Origin of the sequence: Metabacillus mangrovi, assembly GCF_009711125.1 — a bacterium.
Classification (GTDB): domain Bacteria; phylum Bacillota; class Bacilli; order Bacillales; family Bacillaceae; genus Metabacillus_B; species Metabacillus_B mangrovi.
The window spans coordinates 90,751-113,314 of record NZ_WMIB01000013.1 but is presented as its reverse complement, the minus strand read 5'-3'; the positions used below and the strand labels follow the sequence as shown (position 1 = coordinate 113,314).

23 protein-coding genes and 1 tRNA gene are annotated in these 22,564 nt (G+C 46.1%); 16 read left to right on the top strand and 8 right to left on the bottom strand.

What is annotated here, in order from left to right:
* The first annotated feature begins 588 nt into the window (after positions 1–588).
* The 7 genes from GKZ89_RS21430 (at position 589) to GKZ89_RS13330 (ending at position 5,904) form a co-directional block, all read left to right on the top strand.
* On the top strand, positions 589–909 hold the full coding sequence (locus GKZ89_RS21430) for a DUF4183 domain-containing protein (RefSeq protein ID WP_162356848.1): 321 nt from the start codon (positions 589–591) through the stop codon (positions 907–909).
* 17 nt (positions 910–926) lie between these two features.
* A complete protein-coding gene (locus GKZ89_RS13355; protein WP_155112898.1) occupies positions 927–1,346 on the top strand; it encodes a DUF4183 domain-containing protein in 420 nt (139 codons plus the stop codon).
* Positions 1,347–1,556: 210 nt separating this feature from the next.
* The gene (locus GKZ89_RS13350) at positions 1,557–2,993 is read left to right on the top strand and encodes a glycoside hydrolase family 1 protein (RefSeq protein ID WP_155112897.1); all 1,437 of its coding nucleotides are present in this window, start codon (positions 1,557–1,559) and stop codon (positions 2,991–2,993) included.
* A gap of 12 nt (positions 2,994–3,005) precedes the next feature.
* Positions 3,006–3,311, top strand: coding sequence for a PTS sugar transporter subunit IIB (locus GKZ89_RS13345; protein ID WP_155112896.1), 306 nt, complete (start codon positions 3,006–3,008; stop codon positions 3,309–3,311).
* Between the two features lie 19 nt (positions 3,312–3,330).
* Positions 3,331–4,686 carry a PTS sugar transporter subunit IIC gene (locus GKZ89_RS13340; protein WP_155112895.1) on the top strand — a complete coding sequence of 452 codons (1,356 nt, stop codon included), beginning with the start codon at positions 3,331–3,333 and terminating at the stop codon, positions 4,684–4,686.
* A 5-nt stretch (positions 4,687–4,691) separates the two neighbouring features.
* Positions 4,692–5,630 (top strand): ROK family protein, encoded by a 939-nt coding sequence (locus GKZ89_RS13335; RefSeq protein ID WP_155112894.1) that lies wholly within the window; start codon positions 4,692–4,694, stop codon positions 5,628–5,630.
* Positions 5,590–5,904 (top strand): PTS sugar transporter subunit IIA, encoded by a 315-nt coding sequence (locus tag GKZ89_RS13330; protein WP_338324929.1) that lies wholly within the window; start codon positions 5,590–5,592, stop codon positions 5,902–5,904. The genes GKZ89_RS13335 and GKZ89_RS13330 overlap by 41 nt, the downstream gene beginning before the upstream one ends.
* 38 nt (positions 5,905–5,942) lie before the next feature.
* On the opposite strand, the gene GKZ89_RS13325 is transcribed toward GKZ89_RS13330, so the two are convergent.
* A complete protein-coding gene (locus GKZ89_RS13325; protein ID WP_155112892.1) occupies positions 5,943–6,713 on the bottom strand; it encodes a MurR/RpiR family transcriptional regulator in 771 nt (256 codons plus the stop codon).
* Positions 6,714–6,806: 93 nt separating this feature from the next.
* Here GKZ89_RS13325 and chbG point away from each other — a divergent pair, with 93 nt between their 5' ends.
* Positions 6,807–7,562 (top strand): chitin disaccharide deacetylase, encoded by a 756-nt coding sequence (chbG, locus tag GKZ89_RS13320; RefSeq protein ID WP_155112891.1) that lies wholly within the window; start codon positions 6,807–6,809, stop codon positions 7,560–7,562.
* Positions 7,559–8,893, top strand: coding sequence for a 6-phospho-beta-glucosidase (locus GKZ89_RS13315; protein WP_155112890.1), 1,335 nt, complete (start codon positions 7,559–7,561; stop codon positions 8,891–8,893). The genes chbG and GKZ89_RS13315 overlap by 4 nt, the downstream gene beginning before the upstream one ends.
* Before the next feature lie 685 nt (positions 8,894–9,578).
* Here the strand turns inward: GKZ89_RS13315 and GKZ89_RS21010 are convergent.
* The 4 genes from GKZ89_RS21010 to GKZ89_RS13300 all read right to left on the bottom strand — a co-directional run bounded on the left by GKZ89_RS21010 (position 9,579) and on the right by GKZ89_RS13300 (position 12,229).
* A complete protein-coding gene (locus GKZ89_RS21010; protein WP_164502885.1) occupies positions 9,579–9,725 on the bottom strand; it encodes a hypothetical protein in 147 nt (48 codons plus the stop codon).
* On the bottom strand, positions 9,722–10,939 hold the full coding sequence (locus GKZ89_RS13310; RefSeq protein WP_162356846.1) for an MFS transporter: 1,218 nt from the start codon (positions 10,937–10,939) through the stop codon (positions 9,722–9,724). Before GKZ89_RS13310 ends, GKZ89_RS21010 begins: the two co-directional genes overlap by 4 nt.
* Before the next feature lie 90 nt (positions 10,940–11,029).
* On the bottom strand, positions 11,030–11,566 hold the full coding sequence (locus GKZ89_RS13305; protein WP_155112888.1) for a hypothetical protein: 537 nt from the start codon (positions 11,564–11,566) through the stop codon (positions 11,030–11,032).
* A gap of 27 nt (positions 11,567–11,593) precedes the next feature.
* Positions 11,594–12,229 (bottom strand): DsbA family oxidoreductase, encoded by a 636-nt coding sequence (locus GKZ89_RS13300; protein ID WP_155112887.1) that lies wholly within the window; start codon positions 12,227–12,229, stop codon positions 11,594–11,596.
* A gap of 123 nt (positions 12,230–12,352) precedes the next feature.
* Here GKZ89_RS13300 and GKZ89_RS13295 point away from each other — a divergent pair.
* The 4 genes from GKZ89_RS13295 to GKZ89_RS13280 all read left to right on the top strand — a co-directional run bounded on the left by GKZ89_RS13295 (position 12,353) and on the right by GKZ89_RS13280 (position 16,261).
* A tRNA-Val gene (locus GKZ89_RS13295) sits at positions 12,353–12,427 on the top strand.
* 423 nt (positions 12,428–12,850) lie between these two features.
* Positions 12,851–14,191: a hemolysin family protein gene (locus GKZ89_RS13290; protein ID WP_155112886.1), complete on the top strand. Its 1,341-nt coding sequence runs from the start codon at positions 12,851–12,853 to the stop codon at positions 14,189–14,191.
* A 39-nt stretch (positions 14,192–14,230) separates the two neighbouring features.
* Entirely contained in the window at positions 14,231–15,298 is a 1,068-nt protein-coding gene (locus tag GKZ89_RS13285; RefSeq protein WP_155112885.1) for a hemolysin family protein, read from the top strand.
* Between the two features lie 132 nt (positions 15,299–15,430).
* Positions 15,431–16,261: an undecaprenyl-diphosphate phosphatase gene (locus GKZ89_RS13280; protein WP_155112884.1), complete on the top strand. Its 831-nt coding sequence runs from the start codon at positions 15,431–15,433 to the stop codon at positions 16,259–16,261.
* A 68-nt stretch (positions 16,262–16,329) separates the two neighbouring features.
* Here the strand turns inward: GKZ89_RS13280 and GKZ89_RS13275 are convergent, their stop codons facing one another.
* From GKZ89_RS13275 to GKZ89_RS13265, 3 genes are all read right to left on the bottom strand, one after another.
* On the bottom strand, positions 16,330–16,923 hold the full coding sequence (locus tag GKZ89_RS13275) for a DedA family protein (protein WP_155112883.1): 594 nt from the start codon (positions 16,921–16,923) through the stop codon (positions 16,330–16,332).
* Between the two features lie 298 nt (positions 16,924–17,221).
* Positions 17,222–18,724: an FAD-dependent monooxygenase gene (locus tag GKZ89_RS13270; protein ID WP_155112882.1), complete on the bottom strand. Its 1,503-nt coding sequence runs from the start codon at positions 18,722–18,724 to the stop codon at positions 17,222–17,224.
* Positions 18,725–18,993: 269 nt separating this feature from the next.
* On the bottom strand, positions 18,994–19,293 hold the full coding sequence (locus GKZ89_RS13265; protein ID WP_155112881.1) for a DUF3243 domain-containing protein: 300 nt from the start codon (positions 19,291–19,293) through the stop codon (positions 18,994–18,996).
* 212 nt (positions 19,294–19,505) lie between these two features.
* Between GKZ89_RS13265 and GKZ89_RS13260 the strand changes: the two genes are divergently transcribed.
* From GKZ89_RS13260 to GKZ89_RS13250, 3 genes are all read left to right on the top strand, one after another.
* Positions 19,506–20,432, top strand: a complete 927-nt coding sequence (locus tag GKZ89_RS13260) for an acetamidase/formamidase family protein (RefSeq protein ID WP_155112880.1) — start codon at positions 19,506–19,508, stop codon at positions 20,430–20,432.
* A gap of 160 nt (positions 20,433–20,592) precedes the next feature.
* A complete protein-coding gene (locus tag GKZ89_RS13255) occupies positions 20,593–21,084 on the top strand; it encodes a DinB family protein (protein WP_155112879.1) in 492 nt (163 codons plus the stop codon).
* A gap of 279 nt (positions 21,085–21,363) precedes the next feature.
* On the top strand, positions 21,364–22,557 hold the full coding sequence (locus GKZ89_RS13250) for an MFS transporter (RefSeq protein ID WP_155112878.1): 1,194 nt from the start codon (positions 21,364–21,366) through the stop codon (positions 22,555–22,557).
* Positions 22,558–22,564: the final 7 nt, after the last annotated feature.

Genomic DNA, 22,564 nt, shown 5'->3' with positions numbered 1-22,564 from the left:
CCCCTTTCAGATAGAAGTTAAAAAGAGTATCTCATGGGGGAAACTTAGACTGAAGGTGTGGTTTATTTAACGCTTACGATTTATCTACGAAAACAATAAGATATCTTCGAAATAAAATTTTTATCTCCGAAAATTTCTGTTTATCGATTTTTAGGGATTTGGCAAGAGAACCAGGCAGTCCCGGCACGAAAAACACTAAGTCTGGCACGAAACTCCCGCAGTTTGGCACGTAAAATCAGATTGGCACGAAACCAAGTGTTTCCGGCACATCCCCCGTCAGTTCCGGCACGAAACCAAGTGTTTCCGGCACATCCCCGTCAGTTCGGGCACGAAAAACACTAAGTCCGGCACGTAAAATCAAATTGGCACATAACCCAGTGTTTCCGGCACATCCCCCGTCAATTCCGGCACGAAAAACAACACCAGACTCCGGTCCAGGACTTCGATCCCGCGCGCTGCAAACTCACTTAATCACATTAATGGGTAATACCCGCCAACCCCTCATACAGCTGTGGTTTACTCAGCACGAACGCTTTAATCTGTGCAAAATAAACTAACTACAGGTAGCAAATGCAAGGGGGCTGGAAAGTGAAGCATCCGGTACTATTTATTCCTGAACTGGAACCAGACTGCATTCGGAAAAAAATGCCGAGGAAGGCTGTAGTTCTTTCTTATTATGCGGTTTCTGACGGGCGGAGGAGGACTTATACAGATGAAGATGCTCTTTTTCCTGGAAGCAGTTCTATGATCTTGAACCCCTGCAGTGTTTCCTATCTGAATGTTTTCATTAATGCGGTTCTCCAGCCGGAGCAAAACTATGTGATTGAGCAAGGGCGGTTTTCTCTTTGTACAAGCGATGTTCCGCTTAAGGGGACGGCGATTATTATTCAGTTTGTTATGTTCATTTAAGAAAGGGGTCAGGAAAATTGCCTGCCGAGCTGATTAAACTGGTGCTTTCCGCTGCAAATACAGTTACGGGTGACGTGACTGTGAGTACGACAACAGATGTTTCACCGGTGATTTCCCGTTATGCTGCCAATGTCACGGCTTTAATGATTTTAGGTGGAGTCACGACCATTCCCGCTGCTTCTTTCAGGGATGACAACGGGGATCCGGTTCCTGCTGGAGGCCTGCCCGTTCCGGATGCTTCTTCTGCCTTTAACGTATTTGTAAATGGGGTTCTGCAGCAGGGAGAGCTTTCGACGCTGACAGCGAATAGTTTAGCGATCAATGCCGGTATCCTTCTTGGGGTTCCAGTCGTGCTTGAGTTTCAGGATTTCAGTAACGTGACCTCTTCATCTGCTGCATCCAATACCTTAGGTGTAACAACTACTATTGATACGTAATCTCTCTGCCGGACAGCTCCTTGTCCGGTTTTTCTATTGCGAGATATGGAACGCTATGTACCATATCCGAAACAGTTACCAAACCTCTGTAACAAATATCTAAATGCTTGAAAAGCATTTACTGGAATAAATGTAAGCGCTAACATTAAGGGCAGCAACAGTACTTCAAGCAGGATAAGCATTTTGCGGTCAGCAAGGGAGGTTTAACGGATGCAGCATGAAAGAAAGAACCCGTTTCCGAAAGGGTTCCTGTGGGGATCTGCTTCTGCCGCTTACCAGGTGGAAGGAGCATGGGATCAGGATGGGAAAGGGCCTTCAGTATGGGACACATTTTCAAAAAAAGAGGGGACAACGTACCGGGATACGAACGGGGACACAGCGGTGGATCACTATGGACGCTATAAGGAAGATGTCGCTTTAATGGCGGAAATGGGTTTGAAAGCGTATCGCTTCTCTGTTGCATGGAGCCGGATCTATCCGGAGGGCAGAGGGGAAATCAATGAAGCCGGGCTTCGATTTTACAGTGATTTGATCGATGAGCTGCTGAAACATAACATCGAGCCAATCGTCACTCTTTACCACTGGGATCTGCCGCAGGCGCTGCAGGATGCTTACGGGGGGTGGGAATCGAGAGAAATCATCAACGATTTTAATGAGTACAGCCGGACATTGTTTACGAGTTTTCGGGACCGGGTGACGTATTGGGTCACTTTGAACGAGCAAAATGTGTTCATTGGGCTCGGGTATAAAGCGGGGCTCCATCCTCCCGGAGTAAAAGATGCAAAGAGGATGTATCAAGCCAATCATCATGCGAACCTGGCGAATGCGGCTGCCATTCAATCTTTTAGAGAATTAGTGCCTGAGGGTAAAATTGGCCCGAGCTTCGCGTATTCTCCCATCTACCCGTATGATGCTAATCCGGAAAATGTACTCGCATTTGAAAATGCGGAAGAGCTGAACAATCATTGGTGGATGGACATCTACTGCTGGGGAGCTTATCCGCCGGTCATGCTCGAATATTTGAAAAAACACCGTCTTGCCCCGGATATGGAAGAGGGAGACCGGGAGCTGCTGAAGGAAGCAGAGCCGGATTTTATGGGAGTGAACTATTATCGCTCCACGACGGTTGCGAGCAATCCTCTGGATGGAATAGCTGAAGGAAAGATGAATACGACAGGAAAAAAAGGAACCTCTGACGAGCACGGAATACCTGGACTTTTTAAGACTGTTAAAAACCCTTATCTTGAAGCGACGAACTGGGATTGGGAAATCGATCCGGACGGGCTGCACATTGGTTTAAGGAGAATTGCGAATCGCTATGCGCTGCCGATTCTAATTACAGAAAACGGGCTCGGAGAATACGACGAGCTGCTTCCAGGAGACTGTGTGGAGGATGATTACCGGATTCATTACCTGAAATCCCATGCAGAGTCGATCCAGTCTGCGATCTCTGACGGGACCGAAGTGATCGGCTACTGCACATGGTCCTTCACTGATCTGCTCAGCTGGCTGAACGGCTATCAGAAACGATATGGGTTTGTTTATGTAAACCGGGATGAAACGGATGAGAAGGACCTGAAGCGGATCCGGAAAAAAAGCTATTTCTGGTATCAAGATGTCATCCAATCTAATGGAGAAAGCCTTTGAGGGGGAGAAACCATGAAGAATATTTTACTCGTTTGTGCAGCCGGGATGTCTACGAGTCTGCTTGTAAATAAGATGAAAGAATATGCGGACTCGATCGGTGAGCAGATTGAGATTTTCGCGCTGCCGATTTCCGAATGCAGCACGGTGGCAAATAAGGTGGATGTCGTTCTGCTCGGACCACAGGTGCGGTATCAGAAATCTCAGGTGGAATCCATCGTGCCTGCAGGAATTCCAATTGAGGTCATCAATATGAGAGATTACGGAACGATGAACGGCAAGGCTGTTCTCGATCGTGCTTTGCAGCTTGTAAACCAATAGAGTCCAGGGGGGAATATGAATGAGCTTCATGGAAAAATTTGAGTCCGTTGTGGAACGGCTCCTCGTTCCCATTGCGACCAAACTAAATTCTCAGCGGCATATTTGCGCAATCCGCGATGCTTTTATCCTTTCTTTTCCTATCATTATGGCCGGTTCAATCATTATCCTGTTAAACTTCGCGATTTTATCACCTGATGGCTTCATCGCCAACATTTTGTTCCTTGAAAAGCTGTTCCCGAACCTCGCGGACGCACAGGCAGTATTCACACCAGTCCTGCGCGGATCTCTGGATATAATGGCCATATTTATTGTGTACCTTGTAGGCAGGAATATGGCCATAGCGATGAAGGCGGATGAGCTGCTTTGCGGCCTTACCGCAGTGTCCTGTTATTTTATCATTTATACCCCTTATACGATTGTGGAAAATCAGTCTTTTCTCACCACTAAGTGGCTTGGGCCGCAAGGTCTGTTTGTGGCACTGATTGTCGGCATCATCGTCGGAGAGTTGTTCGGGCGCCTTTCTCATGCCAAAAGGCTGCAGATCAACATGCCTCCCCAAGTTCCGCCAGCTGTTGCCCGTACATTTAAAGTACTGTTTCCGATTGTCATCATTACAGTGGGATTTGCGGTACTGAGCTTCATCATCTCCATGTTTGCAAAAGACGGGCTGCACAATCTCGTTTATACAGTGCTTCAAGCTCCGCTAAAAGACATGGGGACGAACATCGGAACGGTGATTTTCCTCGGTGTCGTTGCGAACTTTCTATGGATTTTTGGAATACATGGTCCGAACACCATCGCAGCGATCCGGGAAACCATCTTTACAGAAGCGAACCTTGATAACCTGAATTATGTAGCGAAGACTGGTTCTGCCTGGGGAGCTCCATATCCGGAAACGTGGGCGCTAAATGATGCTTTCGCCAACTACGGCGGTTCAGGGATGACTCTCGGTTTGATAATTGCTATTTTTATCGCTTCACGGCGTAAAGAATTTAAAGAAATCGGGAAGCTTTCAATCGGACCGGGATTATTCAATATTAACGAGCCGGTTATCTTCGGGCTGCCGATTGTACTGAATCCAATCTTCATTATTCCCTTCATCCTCGTTCCAGCCATAAATACGTTTGTCGGGTATTTATTTATCGAGTTCAACCTCATTCCGCCAATTGCTTACGCCGTGCCGTGGACGACACCTGGACCGTTGATTCCGTTCCTTGGTACAGGAGGAAACTGGGTAGCACTTCTTGTCGGGTTCCTGTGTTTAGCGATCTCCACCATTGTTTATCTTCCTTTCGTCATTGCAGCCAATAAGACAGCAAAAACGGATGCGGAGGAATCCATCGAAAATCAGGCCTCAAATACAATTAGCGGGTGAAATGAATGAGCTATTTATGCTTTGACATAGGCGGGACAGAGGTGAAATATTCTCTTTCGGATGCAGCGGGCAATCTCGCTGCCCCCGCTGCTTTTTCTTCTGGAGAAGCATCAGGGAAATCAATCCTGAACGGAATGAAAGAAATTGCAGCCCGTTATCCCAATGTAAGGGGAATTGCGGTGAGTGCTCCTGGATTTGTCGATCCGGATACGGGCTATTTGAGCAACGGAGGGGCCATCACCGCCTTTCATGGTTTTCAGCTGAAGGAGTACATTGAAGCGTTCAGCGGTATTCCTGCCTCGGTTGAAAATGATGTGAACTGTGCGGCGCTTGCTGAAAAATGGAAAGGAAACGCAATGCATGACAGGGATTTTCTTTGCATGACAATCGGCACCGGAATAGGAGGCGCCCTCTTTTTAAATGGAGAGCTTTATAGAGGGCATTCAAACCGGGCTGGAGAGTTTGGCTACATGATTACGAACGGTACTTCAGTGAACACGCCGCACGAAAGTACATTAAGCAGGATGAGCTCTATCTGCTCCCTGCGGACCCATTATGCGAAGATGACGGGAAAGGCCTTTGAAAACGTGTCAGGTTTGGATGTTTTTGCTGCATACGAAGCCGGAGATCCTGCAGCAGCCGGGCTCGTGCGCCATTTCCTGCTGAACATCGCGACCGGCCTATACAATTTAATCTACTGTCTGAATCCAAAAAAGATCCTGATTGGAGGGGCGGTCAGCAACCGGACTGCTTTAATCCGTGAGCTGTGGGAGCAGCTGCACTATCTCGGTCTCACAGAAGCAGACGTGGAGCTTGATACTTGCTTGTATAAAAATCACGCCGGCATGATCGGCGCCCTGTACCACCATTTACATGGTACAGGAAAAGAGGAGGATAAAAATCGTGCAGGATCTGGAGCTCATTCCCTTCCAAATCATCAGTGAGGTCGGGGCTGCAAGAAGCAGCTTTATGGAAGCACTCATGCATGGACGCAAAGGTGAATACGCAGAGGCGAAAGAAAAAGTATTGGAAGCACAAGCCTATTTATCAGCTGGCCATAAAGTTCATGCCGGACTTGTCCAGAAAGAAGCGGCGGGCGAGGAAGTGAAGGTGACGCTCTTAATGGTCCACGCTGAAGATTTGATGATCACTACAGAAACAATGGGAGAAATGGTGAAGGAAATGATTCATATGTACAAGGAATTTCGCCGTTCTTAAATAATCGCGGCTAATCAAGAGTGGAACATAAAAAGGTGTCAGAGGGATTCTCTGGCACCGATGTTCAATTCGTTTTCTGATGAGCTTTCAATGATCGCAAACAGTTCTTTTGCCAGGCTTTCGAGAAGAAAGACAACGGGGATCTGGGTCGTCACATTAGCGAGTCCTACAAATTCAGACGTTACATAGTAGGGCAGATTGAAATCGGAAATGCTGGCAAGGGTGCAGTGGCTGTTATTGGTGATGCTGATGATCGTGCTGCCATTTTCTTTCAGGCTGTTAACCTGCGAAAGAATATTTTCCGTTTCGCCGGATACAGACAGGGCGACTGTCACGCTGTCTGACAGGAACTGCCCATTCAGCGGAAAGAAGGGGTCCTTAATATGCAGGGAAAACTTCTTGAGGCTTGAAAAGTAGCGTGCTCCGTATTCAGCCAGAATTCCGGAACTGCCGGTGCCGATAAACAGGACGTTTTTGCGCTTCGAAATGAACTCAGCTGATTTGCGGATCTGGTCATTGTAATCGGTCTTGAGCATCCGCTCCATAAACTCAGTCAATGCATTTTGCGCTGAAGTAAGGTTGGGGGTTTTGGTCTTTTCAAGGTAAAGCTTCAGTTTTACTTTAAATTCAGGGAATCCGTCGCAATCAAGTTTTTTGCAAAACCGCATGATGGTTGTCGCGGATACATGGGTCAGGGAAGCAAGATCCCGGACTCTCATATAAATGACCTTTTCTGCATTTGTAATGATGTAGTTATACAGTAAGTACTCCAGATTTGATAATTCGGCAAGCTGCTTGCTTGTAAACATGATTTCACCTCAGGTCCTATTCGCCATTTCTTCTATTATACATGCTGGTGTATGTATAATTGACTAAATTTTTAGAAAAAAGAGGGTGCTACTATGACTCCGCTTAAATTGATCTTGAACGCTGATGATTTTGGCCTTTGCCCCGGAGTCAATTATGCGATTACCGACTGCTTGGACAACGGGAGGATATCCTCTGCCACCATGATGATGAATATGCCGGGTACTGACCATGCTGTAAAGCTGGCAAAGACTCATAAGCTGAAAGCGATTGGCGTCCATTTCGTCCTGACTGCCGGCATACCGTTCACAGAGGCAGCCAGTTTGAGAGGGCCGGACGGAAGATTTTTCTCCCAGGCAGAATTTTGGGGAAAGAAACTGGAAGTTCAAGACATACGGGAGGAGCTGCAGGCACAGCTTGTTGCCTTTTTAAAAGAAGGCTTAAAACCAAGCCATTTTGATTCCCACCATCATGTACACCGCCATCCGCTCGTATGGGAAGTGCTGAAAGAGATGGCGGACACAGTCGGTGCTCCAATCCGAGATCCGCTGAACAACGAGCTGCCGGGGCAGTCTTCTTATGTAAAGTGCCGCCTGAATCAGGAATTCTATGGAAAGTTGAGCCTGAAGTCCTTAACGGAAATTTTAGAAAAAAATGAAAACGAAGAATGGCTGGAGGTAATGTGCCACCCGGGATATGCGGATGCATTTTTGCTGAAAAGCAGCTCCTATACTCTTGAAAGAGTAAGAGAAACGGAGATTCTCCTCTCAGAAGAGTTTGGAGAGATGCTTGCTGAAAAGAGAGTGATAGTAAAGACTTACACATCACTGACAATGGAGGAGATGGCATGAAAGAGGGAATTAAAATTGTTACGGTAGGTGGGGGGTCGAGTTATACCCCCGAGCTTGTGGAAGGATTTATCAAGCGGTATGATTCACTTCCGGTTCGGGAGCTGTGGCTTGTGGATATTCCTAAGGGAGAGAAAAAACTGGAGACCGTTGGCCAGCTGGCAAGAAGAATGGTTGAAAAAGCCGGCATTCCGATGGAAATCTGCCTCACCCTTGACCGAAGGGAGGCATTAAAGGACGCAGATTTTGTCACGACACAATTCAGAGCGGGTCTGCTCGATGCAAGGGCGAAAGATGAGCGCATTCCATTGAAATATGGAGTGATCGGCCAAGAAACGAACGGTCCCGGCGGTTTGTTCAAGGGCCTGCGGACCATCCCGATCATCTTGGACATCATCCGTGATATGGAAGAACTCTGCCCGGAAGCGTGGCTGATCAATTTTACAAATCCGGCAGGCATGGTAACGGAAGCTGTATTCAGGCACAGCAACTGGAGAAAGATTGTTGGCCTGTGCAACGTGCCGATTGGAATGAAAATGGGTGTGGCCGAGCTGCTTGACGTGAAACCCGAAAGAATCAGCATTGATTTTGCCGGTCTTAACCACATGGTGTACGGACTAAATGTCTACCTCGATGGAAAGCCGGTCCTCGATGAAGTAATCGGCAAACTGGCTCATCCTGATAAAGGAATGACGATGAAAAACATCGCTGACTTAGGGTGGGAACCTGATTTTATTCAGGCCCTTCGCCTGCTGCCTTGTCCCTATCACCGCTATTACTACCAAACAGAGAAAATGTTTGAGGAGGAGAAGCAGGCTGCAGCCGAAAGCGGCACAAGAGCGGAGGTGGTCCAGCAGCTGGAAGGAGAGCTGTTCAAATTGTACGAAGACCCTGAGCTTGCAGTGAAGCCTCCACAGCTTGAAAAACGCGGAGGTGCCTTTTACAGTGATGCCGCCTGCAGTCTGATCGACTCTATGTACAACGACCTTCAGGACATTCAGCCGGTTAATACGATGAATAGAGGAGCAATCGCAAGCATCCCGGACGACAGCGCCATCGAAATCAATTGTGTCATCACAAAAGACGGCCCGAAACCAATCGCCATCGGCGATCTTCCTGTACCGGTCCGGGGCCTCGTTCAGCAAATCAAATCATTCGAACGCATCGCATCCGAAGCAGCCGTAACAAAGGACTACCATACCGCGCTGCTCGCCATGTCCATCAACCCGCTCGTTCCATCTGATACGAAGGCGAAACAGATCCTCGATGAAATGCTTGAAGCGCACGGATTGGATTTTGTGAAAAGAGGCGGGGAGCGGACGCTTGTCAAATAATGCCGAGAAACCCAGGGGCCGGGGGTCCCTGGGTTTTTGTCTGGATTGCTGAAGTGAACCTTGGATCAGGCAGTTTTTCTGGAGGGAGCAGCAGGTAACGGACGGTGATCTGCACGCGATGGGGGCAGGAATAGGTGGGAGTGCCATTAGTAACCCCCACCGAGTAGTGGTGTAGGGTTACGAAAAACCGAAGTCAGCAATTAATTGGATTTAGTCAGCAATTATTAAAAAAAGTCAGCAATTGTTGTAAAAAGGTCAGCAATTATCCTATGAAAGTCAGCAATAAATCACATAATATCAGCAATTAATCTGTCTGAGTCTCCGATTGACAGGAAAAGGCATGAGTTTTACCAGTAAATCATACAAACTGGCATGGGATGAAGCGATCCCGGCATATCAGGGTGCTCGTTTCGCTCAAATAGCAGCGTCCGCTTTGAAAACTGCGGACACCCGGCCCGCTATGTTTCTAAAAAAGCACGGTTTGGCCGGCTCAGCGGACGGAGGTTCCGCTATACCTTGTCATAGAGCCGAAAAGGAGCAAAATAGCGTCCCCTGAGTCCGTGAAACTGGTGAAAGTGGTCAAAATGATTCAGTAACCGCCGCCGTGTCCGCATAGGGAAGTGAGCAGGCAAGCGGTCCGTGGTTTCCTTAGTAAAACTGTTTAGCTTGCCCTGCCGCCATCATATCACTTATTCCCTTCCTGACCCTTCTTAATTTCCTCCAGCAGCGCAATCATCCGCTCGTTCTGCTCGATCATCGTCCGGTTCTGCTGCCTGAACTTTGTGAAATCAAATAGATAAACAATCAGGATGGCCAGAATCACGAAAGTCATTTGATCACCTCCTGATCAAGTCTTCCCATCGCCTGTTTGTATTCGGCAGAAGGCTTCATTGCTGCGGCAAACAGCAGGAGCGCCAAAAAGACCATCGCTCCGGCCCCTGAAATAATAACAGGCCGGATTGGGAGAAGATCGCCGGCAAAACCGATTGCGGTGACCATTGCCATTTGGACGATCGAAATGACCATGCCAAGTGCGCTTCCGACACGTCCCATGATATCAACGGGTACGTGGTCCTGGTAGAAGGTCCAGACTCCTGTATTCGCGAAAGCCATGAAAAAAGCGAGAATGAAGAAACCGGCTGCCGCGCCAGCGAAGGATAGAGAGACAGAGTAAATGAGATATCCAGAGGCAATCATAACTCCGCCCACTCCAATTAAAAGCGAAGCAGATAAACGGTTTACAGCGAGACGGTTAACGATGGACCCGGCTAATAAGCCTGCACCGGATATGCTGACAAGTAAGCCGTACGTGCTCTCAGAAAGCTGAAGTACGTTTAATGAAAAAACGGCTTCCTGAGAATCGAGTGCTGCAGCCATAACCATTACACCATTAAAAAGGAGGTAGATCACCATGACGTATTTTGCTTTTCTCATAAACCGGAGAACAATCTGCCAATCTTCTTTTAAAACAGCTAGTGATAGATTTTTCCCATCTGTATTGCCGAGGAGGTTCGGCAGCATCAACAGCATCAGCGCCGAGATTAGGAATGATCCCGCGTTCACAGTAAAGGCCAGGTAAGGAAGTCCGGATATGTAGAGCAGCCCGGCAAGTGCGGGCCCCAAAATGAAGGCGCCTGACCAAGCGAGGCTTTTATAGGAGTTGAATACCTTCCGCTGCTCCTGGGGGATCAGCTTCACCATAAAGGCTGAAGCAGCTGGATCATAGATGGCATCCGCCATGCAGATGATAAACACAAGGAAGTAGAGTACTGGAACAGGAGGGGAGAGGAGCATGATCAGGACAAGGGAGGCCCGTGCGAGATCAAGTCCGATCATCAGGTTCCGCTGTGAAAAGCGGTCCACTATACTGCCTGCCCAAAAGGAGGTTAGAAGAGCGGCGAGGGGCCGGATCACATAAAGAGCAGCCACTGCAGCAGCAGACCCGGTCATATGATAGACCATAAAATTTAAAGGAATAAAATAAATCCAGTCTCCGAGATTTGAAATCCCGATCGAACTTAACAACAGCGCCGCTTTACGATTCATCGGGACACCCCTTTTTCTCATTTTAACCACTTTATCCCATCTGCGGGCCTATGGCAAGATAAAAAAAAAGACGGACCACACAGTCCGTCTTCATACTTCCATAAAATCAAATACATCTCCGCCATCGTAGCCGGCACCAAGAATGACTCCTTCGGGGAAAAGGTCCTGATGATGTGCGGCAAATTCCTTGGCAAAAGCGATAATGGTAGAGGTGCCCAGGAACAGCCCGGCCGGCAGATTTTCCTCCAGCAGCGGATAGATTTCTTTAAATACCGGAAAATACGGTTCAATGGATAGCGGGGCATAATCTTTCGCCAGCGCCCAGTCGCCTTCCTCGTCCCATTCTTCAGCTCCGGCAATAAACATCGTTACTGTTTCTGCTGTTTCATAAAGGGAGAAGCAGAGCGCCTCGAGATCCGCAGGCGGCTTTTTTTGCTGCAGCAAATCAGACAGCCAGGCTTCAAACTCATTATAGCTGCTTTCATAATGATTTTGGTATTCAACCAAATCATGCCGGATTCCAAGCTTCGCAGCCTTTTCTATAATAAACGAACGGCTGCTTTTTAGATCTCCGTCGAATTCAATTACATCATAAATGGCATCGGTGTATGCCTCTAGTTTAGCCATTGTGCCACTCCTTTTAGGAAAATAAAGTCAGCAGCCTTCAGGGCCGCAGCTTTCTCCCGGTTTTATTCCGGCGTTAGACTGCTCGTCAATTGCCAGTTCAATCGCTTCTTTAGAGTGAAGGCCCTGCAGCCTCTGATTGCCGATGATAAAAGTGGGAACTGCCTGAATTTCTTCAGCCCGTGCCCGGCCGAGTGCTTCTTTATGATCCTGAACGTATGTACCGCCTGTAATCGCATCCTGAAAAGCAGCCTCATTCAGGCCGAGCTCCCGAGCAATGCCGGTCAGGACATTCATATCCCCAATGTTTTGCCCTTCCTGCCAATACGCTTTGAATACGGCATCCACATAAGCTCTGCCTTCGCCTTCTTCGCGGGCAAACTGGTATCCCTGATGGGCAAGATGAGTAGAGGGAACCGGATCCAAATCCATCGGCAGCTCCATATCGACTCCAAAACGCTTGGCGAGCGGCTGGACAGACTGCTTATAGGCCTGCTGAATGTAGTCGCTCTTCGGAGACATCCCTTCCATTGGATAAGGACGAAGCTCAAAAGGCATAAACTCTATTTCAACATCTCTTCCATCTGCAGCCTGCCTGAGCGGCTCTTCTCCAATAAAGCAGAATGGGCATACAAAATCAGAATACACTTGAATTTTAACTGTCATAAATACGTTCCTCCTTACAGCTGATACTCTTATATTAGCAAAATGCAGAAAGAATAACATTTATATGAATTAGTGATTGACAGAAGCGGTTTAGAAAAATATAATAGAGAAAGTCAGCAATATGGGGCGTTAGCTCAGCGGGAGAGCACTTGCTTGACAGGCAAGGGGTCACTGGTTCAATCCCAGTACGTCCCACCATAATGTAAACGTAACGGCTTCATATACATAAGACACCCAACACTCAAAGTTATTCTGTTTTTATTCAGATTAGCTTTGAGTTTTTTTGTGTCTTATAGGGGAAACTTACATCATCTTTTATTGAAGCCCATCTCACAAATGTGAAACATTTATTACAATCCAGACGTATTAGTAGCCAGGACAGCCGGTTTTTCTGTATAATCATCCGTAACCATAACGTTATGGTTTTGATTAACAAGAACAAAATGAATATTGAGAGGTGTACAAAATCTAATAGTTTTGTGTGTCATAGCCGGCACGCTGCTTAGAGCGTAACGTATTGCTTTGAGTGTCAAATCCTGTTTTCTCTCGATGGACGTTTTGTTTCAAACGGAAAAGCTTACACAAATTTTGGAGGTGAATCCCTCTTTCGGAGGGGAATAATTGGGCATATATGTACTTTCTAACGTGTTATTGCTGGCAGCGCTGCTTGCCTTAACAGCATTCTTTGTAGCTTCAGAATTTGCTGTGGTTAAGATCCGGTCATCCAGGATCGACCAATTAATTGCAGAAGGGAACAAAACGGCTTCCATAGCTAAAAAGGTTGTAGACGATCTGGATTACTATTTATCAGCCTGCCAGTTGGGTATTACGGTAACCGCGCTGGGGCTCGGAGCTTTCAGTAAGCCTTTTGTGAAAGAATTAATGGGGCCGGTTTTTGAGTGGATAAATGTTTCCGATGGGGCAGCGTCTATCATTTCCTATGCTATTTCTCTTTCAGTGGTCACGTACCTGCACGTTGTAATCGGAGAAATGGCTCCAAAAACCCTTGCTATTGAGTTTTCTGAAAAAACTACACTGCTTCTAGCAGGTCCTTTATATTGGTTCGGTAAAATCATGTATCCACTGATTCAAACCTTAAACGGAACTTCCCGCGTTTTCCTCCGTATGTTTGGTGTTCCTGCAGCAGCACATGAACAGGCTTATTCGGAAGAGGAATTAAAAATTATTATGGCTCAAAGCTTTAAAGGCGGAGAGATCGACCAGACTGAGCTCAAGTACATGGAGAATGTTTTCTCATTTGATGAGCGGGTAGCTAAGGATATCATGGTGCCAAGAACGGAACTGGTTGTAATTGACAAAGAAATGGACTACCAAGAAATGATTGAAATTTTCGATGAGCATAATTTTACCCGCTATCCAGTCGTCGAGAACGGGGATAAGGATCGAATTATCGGAATCGTTAATGCGAAAAAAATGCTGAACCATATTGTTGCCGGCAGAAAAAGCAAACTGGATGATTTTATTCTGACAATGCCGCATGTGCTTGAGTCAACAAGCATTCAGGAAATCTTTCTCAAAATGCAAAAGGCTCAGGTTCATATGACTGTTGTCATGGATGAGTATGGAGGAACATCAGGTGTTATAACGCTTGAAGATGTTTTGGAAGAGATTGTCGGCGAAATACGGGATGAATTTGATTCAGATGAGGTCCCGGATATACAAAAGACTAGTGATAATCAGTATTTAATTAACGGGCGCGTCCTTCTTTCCGAACTGGAAGACAAGTTTGGATTGAAATTTGAAGACAGTGAAGATCTTGATACGATCGGGGGCTGGATTCAGCATATACAATCCGGTGCTGCACAGTCAGGAGATGAAATTGAGCATGGGCGCCATCTTTGGAGGGTCGATCTAGTAGACAGCTTCCAAATCAAACAGGTTGTATTTATTCAATATGAAAAACAGGAAACATCTAAAGAAGATTCAATCTCTTTCATTTAAACAACCCGGAGGTGAATCCCTCAAAGAAGAGGGAAATAATTGGACGGAATAATTATATTTAACTTAGTGATGATCGCATTGTTTATTTTACTGACAGCATTTTTTGTTGGTGCAGAATTCGCGATTTTGAAGGTGAGAATGTCAAGAATCGATCAGCTGATTTCAGAAGGAAACAAAAAAGCTAAGCTTGCGAAGAAAGTAGCAAAGGAGCTGGATTACTATCTCTCAGCCTGCCAGCTCGGAATTACGATAACTGCTCTAGTCCTTGGTGCACTTGGTGAACCAACCGTGCAGAAAATACTTGAACCGGTGTTCAACGAATTTAATATCCCGGCAGCAGTCGCCACAGTGCTTTCCTATGGTATCGCATTGTCTGTTGTTTCCTTGCTCCATGTAGTATTAGGAGAGCTTGCACCAAAAACTTTGGCCATCCAATATTCAGAAAAAGTGACGCTTTTGCTTGCTCCCCCGCTTTATTGGTTTGGATTCATTATGAGCCCGGTAATTCGTGTGTTGAATGGTTCTGCCAGACAGCTTCTGAAACTGTTCGGGGTTAAACCGGCTGGACATGATACGGCCCATTCCGGGGAAGAGCTGAAGCTCATTGTTGCGCAAAGCTTTGAAGGCGGAGAAATCAATCAGACAGAGCTTGATTATTTAAAAAATATCTTCGCCTTTGATGAAAGACAGCTGAAGGATATTATGATTCCGAAGTCAGACATCGTTCAGCTTGAAAAGCAGCAATCGCTGCAGGAAATGATTGATGTGATCGATCAGTATGAGTTTACTCGTTATCCGGTACGCGACGTAAATGATAAAGAGAAAGATTTCATTGGATTTATCAATACAAAAGAAATGCTGACAAGCATTGCGGCTGGAAGAAAGGGTGGAATCGAGCACTTCACTCATGAGATTCCCCGTTTCAAGCAATCTGTCTCCATTAAAGACGTTTTTCTGAAAATGCAGCAAACCCATATTCATATGGCTGTAGCGACTGACCAACAGGGTGCTGTCACCGGTCTTGTCACTATGGAAGATATCTTGTCAGAAATTGTTGGAGAGATAAGAGACGAATTAGATGGAAAAGGGATGCTTGCGACAACATAGTTTGGCAGCGTAAGCACTCTGTTCATTCGGATCAGGTTTTGTTCCAACCGCTTTTCAAATCAGAAGGGAATGTCCGTGAAAAGACATTCCCTGTTTATTTTTACATATTTTTTTGGAGGCAGGTAATTTCTTATGGAAATTTATGAATGGCAAGTTGTTCTAAAATACCTGATTTTAGGTTTAGTCCAGGGGTTCACTGAGCCAATCCCGGTTTCATCCAGCGGCCATGTAATCATAGGACAGAGATTACTGGGAATCGAACAAAAAGGACTGCAATTTGAAATCCTCACCAATACAGCGTCTCTGATTGCAATCTGTTTTATTTACCGGGAGGACCTGAAACGGTTAGTCGTCCATGCAGTGAAATTTATCCGGACAAGAAACAGCGAATACAAATCTGATTTCATGTTTGTGGTTTATGTTGCTGCTGGGACTGTTCCTGCAGCTGTCTTGGGGTTGCTGTTCAGCGATCTCATTGCGGATTATTTCACTTCCATCCATACGATCGCGGTTACTTTATTAATTACCGGAACTGCACTTTGGCTGATTCGAAATTTTCAGGGGAGAAAAAGAGACGGGGACTTATCCTTTAAAGATGCTTCAATCGTCGGACTCGCTCAGGCTGTGGCACTTGTACCAGGGATCAGCCGTTCAGGATCAACTGTTATCGCTAGTATCGCCGTCGGCATGAAGCAGGATACCGCATTACGTTTTTCATTTTTGCTGTATATTCCGGTTAGTCTTGGGGGGATGATCCTGGGGTTTTTCGAATACACGAGGGGACCGGGACTCGAAGGCTTAGCCGTTCCTTATCTCGCCGCGTTTTTTGCGGCTTTGATTATGACGTACGCAGCGATGAAATGGTTCATGGGGATTATGGCGAGAGGGAACCTAAAGTACTTTGCCTTCTATTGTTATGCTGCCGGCATTCTGCTTCTGATTTACGGACCCCATTTCCTATAAAAAAAGACTGGCTTCAAGGACAGCAGTTATAAGTCCTGAGGGCAGTCTTTTTTTTTATTGGTACAGCGTTACTGCTGTAAGTTCATCTTTCTTCTTTTAACAACCATCCATACAATAAACAGGACAATCGGAATTAAAAGGTAGTTGGCATATTGGCTGAAAATTTCACCGGCTTGTTCCCACTGCGTTCCCAGAGCGTATCCGAGATAAACGTAGACTGCTGTAACAGGAAGCATCGCAATATAGGTGTAAAAAATAAACTTCCAGACATTCATCTTAGCCATTCCGCACGGAATTGAAACTGCAGTCCGGACTCCTGGAATAAACCGTCCCAAAAAAGCAACACTTCCTCCATACTTAACGAAGAACTGGTCTGATTTTGCAATATGCTCTTCTTTAATAAAACAATATTTTCCGAATTTAATGATCGCGGCTCTGCCTCCATAACGGCCCAAAGCGTATAAGGTAAGGGGTCCCAGAACACCGCCTACAGAACCTGCAAAAATTGCTCCATATAAATTCATGTCTCCCTCATAAACCCAATATCCGGCAAGCGGAAGAACGAGTTCGGCAGGAATGAATTCAAATGTTAATGAAAGCATAATGCCCAGGTAGGATAACTCTTTAAAAGCCTCGATCATTTGTAAGATTATAGCTTCCATAGGTGGATGCCTCCTTCATAAACTTAAAAAATCAAGTAAATTAAAACTGGTATTCATTGTTTACTAGTTCATAAGTCATCAACAAGTTAATAGTATATCACATTCTATTGGATTAATACCTGCCCTCTCAAGTTATGGATGTTACAATTTTAGTAACTAGCAGAAGGCAGGCGTGAAAGGTTGAAAAGAAGTCATTATTAAGGGAGTTGGAGGCTTTCTGTCTTTAGAGGATCCTGCAGATGAAGTTCATAAAAAAGCCGGCCAGTCACTTTACCTTTGACCGGCCGGCTTTTCCCTTTTAATTTGTATTCAGTACTGCTCTGATCTCCTTCTCCTGCTCTTTGCTGAAAACGAATCCAATATGCCCATCAGGACGGATCCAGTAGACAGCATCTTTTGTGAAGCCTGCTTTTTTTGCTTTATCCGTCCACTGGAACTCTGCCAGTTGCAGAGAATGGCTGAGCGCGAATGTGCGGAGGCTGTCGGACGCTGTACCGTATACATGGATTTGCCAGTTGAGTGAGGTGAGCGTTTCATAGTTATCCGATGCACCAATCTGGATCCATGGAAGCCTGTCCCCGCTGTGCAGTTTTCCAACCCGGCCTTCATTCAGGCCGAGGCCGCGGTAGGAGATCCGTGTCTGGGAAAGCAGGTGAAAAGCTTTTCTCCGGACAGCTCTGTAACGGAGCAAATTCGGCAGCACAGCCTGAAACATGCCTTTTCTCACAAGCTTACCCTGAAGACCTCCTCCAGTGATCAGCTTGAAAACGCGGTCAGTTGTTGAAACAAGCAGGCGCGCGAATGCGATCCGTTCGCTCTCGTATGTATCCAATAGATCCGGGTGCGCTTCCCCCTTTATTGCGGCGGCGAGCTTCCAGGAAAGGTTCACAGCATCCCCGATCCCGGTATTCATCCCCTGTCCCCCGGCAGGGCTGTGGATATGCCCCGAGTCTCCAGCGATAAAAGCGCGTCCCTTCCGGAAATGCTCACTCACCCTGTGGTGCACTTTATATGTGGAAAACCAGTTGACTTCTTTGATCGAAAGTCCGATCTGTTCTTCTGCATAAGGACGAATGCTGTCAAAGGTGATGGAGGAGGCGGGAACCTCTTGCGGAGGGACGATGCCGACGATCCGCCGCATGCCGGTCGTTCGGACTGGAATGTATGCGCAAAACCCCTTTTCGTCGATAAACATGTAAAATCCATCTTCTTCATGTTCCTGTCCCTCTGTTTTTACATCTGCTACATAAAAAAGTTCCTCATATGTTCCGCCCGGGAAATCAAACCCTAAAGTCTTTCGGACCGTACTGTGGGCTCCGTCACACCCGCACACGTAGGAGAAAGTAGAGGTTTCCGTGTTTTCTCCTTTTTTCAGAACAGCTTCAATTCCATCCCTATCTTCTTTAAATGTAACAAGTTCTGTATTCCACTCAATCTGAATTCCTTTTTCTTCGAGCTTTCTCACTAAAAACTGCTCATGTACATCCTGGGCCAGGCTTAAAACAAAAGGATAGGGGCTCAAGCCCTCCCCAAGATCAGCAAGACGGAGCTCAGCCTTTTCACTGCCGCTCTCCAGAATATGAACGGACTTCATGACAATCCCGAGGTTGATCAGCTCATCTGCAAATCCAAGCTGCTGATAATATTCAAGCGTTCTCGCATGTACGACAAGGGCTCGTGACGAAGTTCCTGGCCCGCTGTTTTTTTCGATAATTCTAAAAGGGATTCCATGCTTTTCGAGCCGGAGAGCAAGAACGAGTCCGGCGGGACCTGCCCCGGTGATCAGTACTTCTTTAGACATAAGCATTCTCCTTTCTTTATCTATTCTTTCCTTCGGGATAGCGTTGAGATTTTCCTCCTGCCGACTTTTTTCCGGATTGGAAAATGTTTCTCTCAAAAATCACAATTCATTACTGCTCCTGACATCTGAGCGGACAGTGAACCTTCTGCCCCAATGAACTAAGCCGGAGCCGGCTTAGCTCGTTAGCAAAAAAATATCGACCTCCTGTATTCACAATGTCCTTTCATAAAAAAAATCCTTCAGCTAATATCTGAAGGATTTTGGCCATTTTATTTTACAAGCTTTACGAGCATGTGTGCCAGCGCATGCTGCTCTTCTTTGTCTGCTACGTTCCATAACTGGTTCAGCAAGTATTCTTCTGAGTTGCGCGGCTCTTCTTTTCTGGCAAGATGATCGGAAACTTTCTCTGCTGCTTTTGCGAGCTGCTCTTCATTCAGTCCCATTTTCTCGCCCATGTGCACCTTGTCCGCTAAATAACTCTTAAACTGGTCGAAGTCCTGCATAATCCGGTCTTTTTTTTCGGAGTCCATTTGGTCAACTTTCTCATCAACATTATTAATGTTAGCCATTTTCAAATTCCTCCTAATGTTTGGTATGTTTTACAATACCCGAGTGTTCGTTATTTAAACATTTTGAATGGAACCAATTACGAATAAAAGTTATACATGAGTTATACATAGGCAGAAAAAGCACATTACTTTCTTAACAAAGAACTGAAATATTTGAAATGTCTGGCAGTCCTTAGTAATGTAGTAGGAAATAGTCAGAAAGGGATGATTGGATGAATCGAGTCATGAAAAAGGACAGCATTTACGCGATGAGCCCGGATCATACTCCCGTGCTGAAGGTAAAGGCAGGAGAACGGGTCGTATTTGAGACATATGACTGCTTTACGAATCAGATTCAGTCAAGTGATGATTCTTTTGGAACTCTGAACTGGGACAGAATCAACCCTGCATCCGGTCCAGTGTATATAGAAGGGGCTAAAGCGGGTGATCTGCTGTCTGTTACAATTGAAAGCATTAAGACGGCCGATCAGGGGGTAATGGTGACTGGTCCCGGGATGGGGCTTCTGGGTGATCAGCTGGAAGAGAATAAAATTCGGATGGTTCCAATTGAAAACGGAATGGTTCATCTCAGCGATTCAATTAGCGTCCCGGTCAATAAAATGATAGGAGTTATTGGAACGGCACCTGCCTACGAAGCTATATCGTGCGGGACCCCTGATTTACATGGCGGCAACATGGACTGTAAAGAGATAAAAGAGGGTGCCACACTACTGCTTCCTGTTCATGTGGATGGAGCGCTTTTAGCATTAGGTGATCTTCATGCCGCCATGGCCGACGGTGAAGCGGCAGTTTGCGGAGTTGAGGTTGCCGGAGAAGTGACAGTCAGGCTGGATCTTGTAAAAGACAAACGGATTCCAGCACCAATGATCATTACAGATACCCACGTTATGACCCTTTCCTCAAATGAAAAGCTGGATGATGCGGCGCAGCAGGCAGTAGTCAAAATGGCCGCTTTCCTCGAGCGGGAACTGAACTTCAGCAAAGAAGATGCGATTAGTCTTGTGTCTGTAGCAGGAGACCTAAAAGTGTGCCAGGCAGTTAACCCGAAAAAAACAGCTAGAGTAGAATTGCCGCTGAAATATGTGAATGATAAATATGATTTTATAACCTTGATCAGAGGGGGCAAAATCCGCTCCTAGCAGGAACTTATTTTTGAAATCTTATCTATCCCCTGAAATGTCATCCGGCTCAGGGGATTTTAAATCTACCTATCCGGCACTGCATCTGATTTCAGGCAGGAATTTTAGTGAATAGTCGAGAAGTAGCTATCCATACATACATCTAAGAGGAGGGACTGGATTGAAACATCCGGCAGCAGAACAGTTTAAAATGGTGCGGAAATGGACAATCGAGGCAGCAGAATCCATTCCGCAAGAGCAGACCTCTGTTCAGCTTGAAGACCTGAACAATACTATCCAATGGCAGCTTGGACATATCCTTACAGCTGCGGAGTATTTTATATTCCGTTTTCATATGGACAGCCCCTTCAGGGGATCGTCTTATAATGAGTGGTTTGCACCGGGGACCAAGCCTTCTGACTGGAAGGGAAATCCTCCGGAGACGGCAAAGCTCATCGAAGACTTAAAGGAACAGCTTAAGCGGTTTGACCGGGTTCCGGTAGAAAATTGGAAAGAAGGGCTGGCGGAACCGGCAGCCGGAGGTTTTAAAACGTATGAAGAATGTGCGTCATATGCTGTGCTGCATGAATCCCTCCACACAGGCGAAATAAAGGCTATAGCAAAGCTGCTGAAAAAAAGCGGGGTTTCTCAATTGCGCTGGTTTCCAAAATAGGATATGATGAACACGAGAAATTATGGAAGAGTGATTAAATCGCCATGATCAGCTAATCCTATCTTCATGATTCGTTTATAAGATAGGAACGGTGTGTGTCCATATATATGCAGCAGAAGAGCGCTGTCTTTGTGAAGGCGGATGTTTACGCTCTACTGCTTGCATACGGCCTGCTGTCCAAGTCTGATGGCGGCTTTTTTTTTGCCGATAGGCAGATGTACCAGTGAATGGTATGGAGGCTGGTTGTTATTATTTTTTCAAGAAAGCAGGGATTTCACCATGAGTGGGAATCAGAGGAAGCAGCTCATCATTTTAATGATTAACATGTTTATTGCAATTGGAAGTTTCGGAATCATTATCCCGATCCTGCCGGCTTATTTGAAGTCGATTGATCAGGGAGGGGCGGCGGCAGGCTTAATGATTGCTATTTTTGCCGGAGCACAGCTCGTCTTTTCCCCAATAGCCGGGAGATGGGCTGATCAGTACGGCAGAAGAAAAATGATTGTATACGGATTGGCGGGCCTGACTCTGTCGATGTTTGTGTTTTATGCGGTGGACAGCATCTGGTGGCTGTATGCGTCAAGGATCATCGGAGGGGTTGGTGCGGCCCTTCTTATTCCAGCCATTTTTGCTTATATTGCAGACATCACAACGCTTGAACAGAGAGCAAGAGGGAATAGCTACATTTCCGCTGCAATGTCTCTAGGAATCGTTATTGGTCCTGGTATAGGAGGATTTTTAGCTGATCTTGGCCTTAAAATGCCATTCTTAATCTCAGCGATTGTTTCCCTGGCGGCAGTTATTTTTTCAATCGTTTTCCTTAAGGAGACAAAAGTGGAATCTGAAGGAGCGGGAATGGTTCCTGATACAGAATCCATGCTTACAAAGCTAGCACTTTCTGTTAAAAAACCTTATTTCATCCCGCTCGTGATCACCCTGATTATGAGCTTCGGGTTAATGGCTTACGAATCAGTGCTCGGATTATTCATTGATAACCAATTCGGGGCTTCCCCGCAGGATATTGCTTTGATGATTACCTCGACGGGAATCATCAGTGTGATTGTGCAGCTTTTCATCGTCGACCGGGTGGTTCAGAAGTTTGGAGAAGGTGCGGTTTTGAATGTGTTTCTCGGAGTTGCAGCAGCAGGTTTCCTTTTCTCACTTTTCGCGAAGGATTATGTACTGTTTTTTGTGATTACACTGCTGATCTTCCTTGCGACTTCTATTCTAAGACCGGTGCTGAACACCCTTATTTCAAAAATGGCAGGAAATGAACAAGGCTTTGCGATGGGACTGAACAATTCCTATATGAGCATCGGGAACATTCTTGGCCCGACTTTGGCCGGTTTTCTCTATGATGTTCAAATCCTGTATCCGTTCGGACTGGGCTTCATTCTGCTGCTCGTTACACTGTTTATAACCATTGGCTGGCAGAAGCAGGTTAAGAAAAAGAATCAGATCATGAGTTCATAAGAAAAAA

Excerpts from the sequence above, each read along its gene's own strand:
- GKZ89_RS13315 (WP_155112890.1), top strand. The coding sequence starts at position 7,559 with ATGAAAGAGGGAATTAAAATTGTTACGGTAGGTGGGGGGTCGAGTTAT.
- GKZ89_RS13265 (WP_155112881.1), bottom strand. The coding sequence starts at position 19,293 with ATGGCTAACATTAATAATGTTGATGAGAAAGTTGACCAAATGGACTCC.
- GKZ89_RS13275 (WP_155112883.1), bottom strand. The coding sequence starts at position 16,923 with ATGGAAGCTATAATCTTACAAATGATCGAGGCTTTTAAAGAGTTATCC.
- GKZ89_RS13310 (WP_162356846.1), bottom strand. The coding sequence starts at position 10,939 with ATGAATCGTAAAGCGGCGCTGTTGTTAAGTTCGATCGGGATTTCAAAT.
- GKZ89_RS13270 (WP_155112882.1), bottom strand. The coding sequence starts at position 18,724 with ATGTCTAAAGAAGTACTGATCACCGGGGCAGGTCCCGCCGGACTCGTT.
- GKZ89_RS13260 (WP_155112880.1), top strand. The coding sequence starts at position 19,506 with ATGAATCGAGTCATGAAAAAGGACAGCATTTACGCGATGAGCCCGGAT.
- GKZ89_RS13340 (WP_155112895.1), top strand. The coding sequence starts at position 3,331 with ATGAGCTTCATGGAAAAATTTGAGTCCGTTGTGGAACGGCTCCTCGTT.
- GKZ89_RS21010 (WP_164502885.1), bottom strand. The coding sequence starts at position 9,725 with ATGACTTTCGTGATTCTGGCCATCCTGATTGTTTATCTATTTGATTTC.
- GKZ89_RS13305 (WP_155112888.1), bottom strand. The coding sequence starts at position 11,566 with ATGGCTAAACTAGAGGCATACACCGATGCCATTTATGATGTAATTGAA.
- GKZ89_RS13325 (WP_155112892.1), bottom strand. The coding sequence starts at position 6,713 with ATGTTTACAAGCAAGCAGCTTGCCGAATTATCAAATCTGGAGTACTTA.
- GKZ89_RS13300 (WP_155112887.1), bottom strand. The coding sequence starts at position 12,229 with ATGACAGTTAAAATTCAAGTGTATTCTGATTTTGTATGCCCATTCTGC.
- GKZ89_RS13350 (WP_155112897.1), top strand. The coding sequence starts at position 1,557 with ATGCAGCATGAAAGAAAGAACCCGTTTCCGAAAGGGTTCCTGTGGGGA.
- GKZ89_RS13335 (WP_155112894.1), top strand. The coding sequence starts at position 4,692 with ATGAGCTATTTATGCTTTGACATAGGCGGGACAGAGGTGAAATATTCT.
- GKZ89_RS13250 (WP_155112878.1), top strand. The coding sequence starts at position 21,364 with ATGAGTGGGAATCAGAGGAAGCAGCTCATCATTTTAATGATTAACATG.
- GKZ89_RS13280 (WP_155112884.1), top strand. The coding sequence starts at position 15,431 with ATGGAAATTTATGAATGGCAAGTTGTTCTAAAATACCTGATTTTAGGT.
- GKZ89_RS13345 (WP_155112896.1), top strand. The coding sequence starts at position 3,006 with ATGAAGAATATTTTACTCGTTTGTGCAGCCGGGATGTCTACGAGTCTG.
- chbG (WP_155112891.1), top strand. The coding sequence starts at position 6,807 with ATGACTCCGCTTAAATTGATCTTGAACGCTGATGATTTTGGCCTTTGC.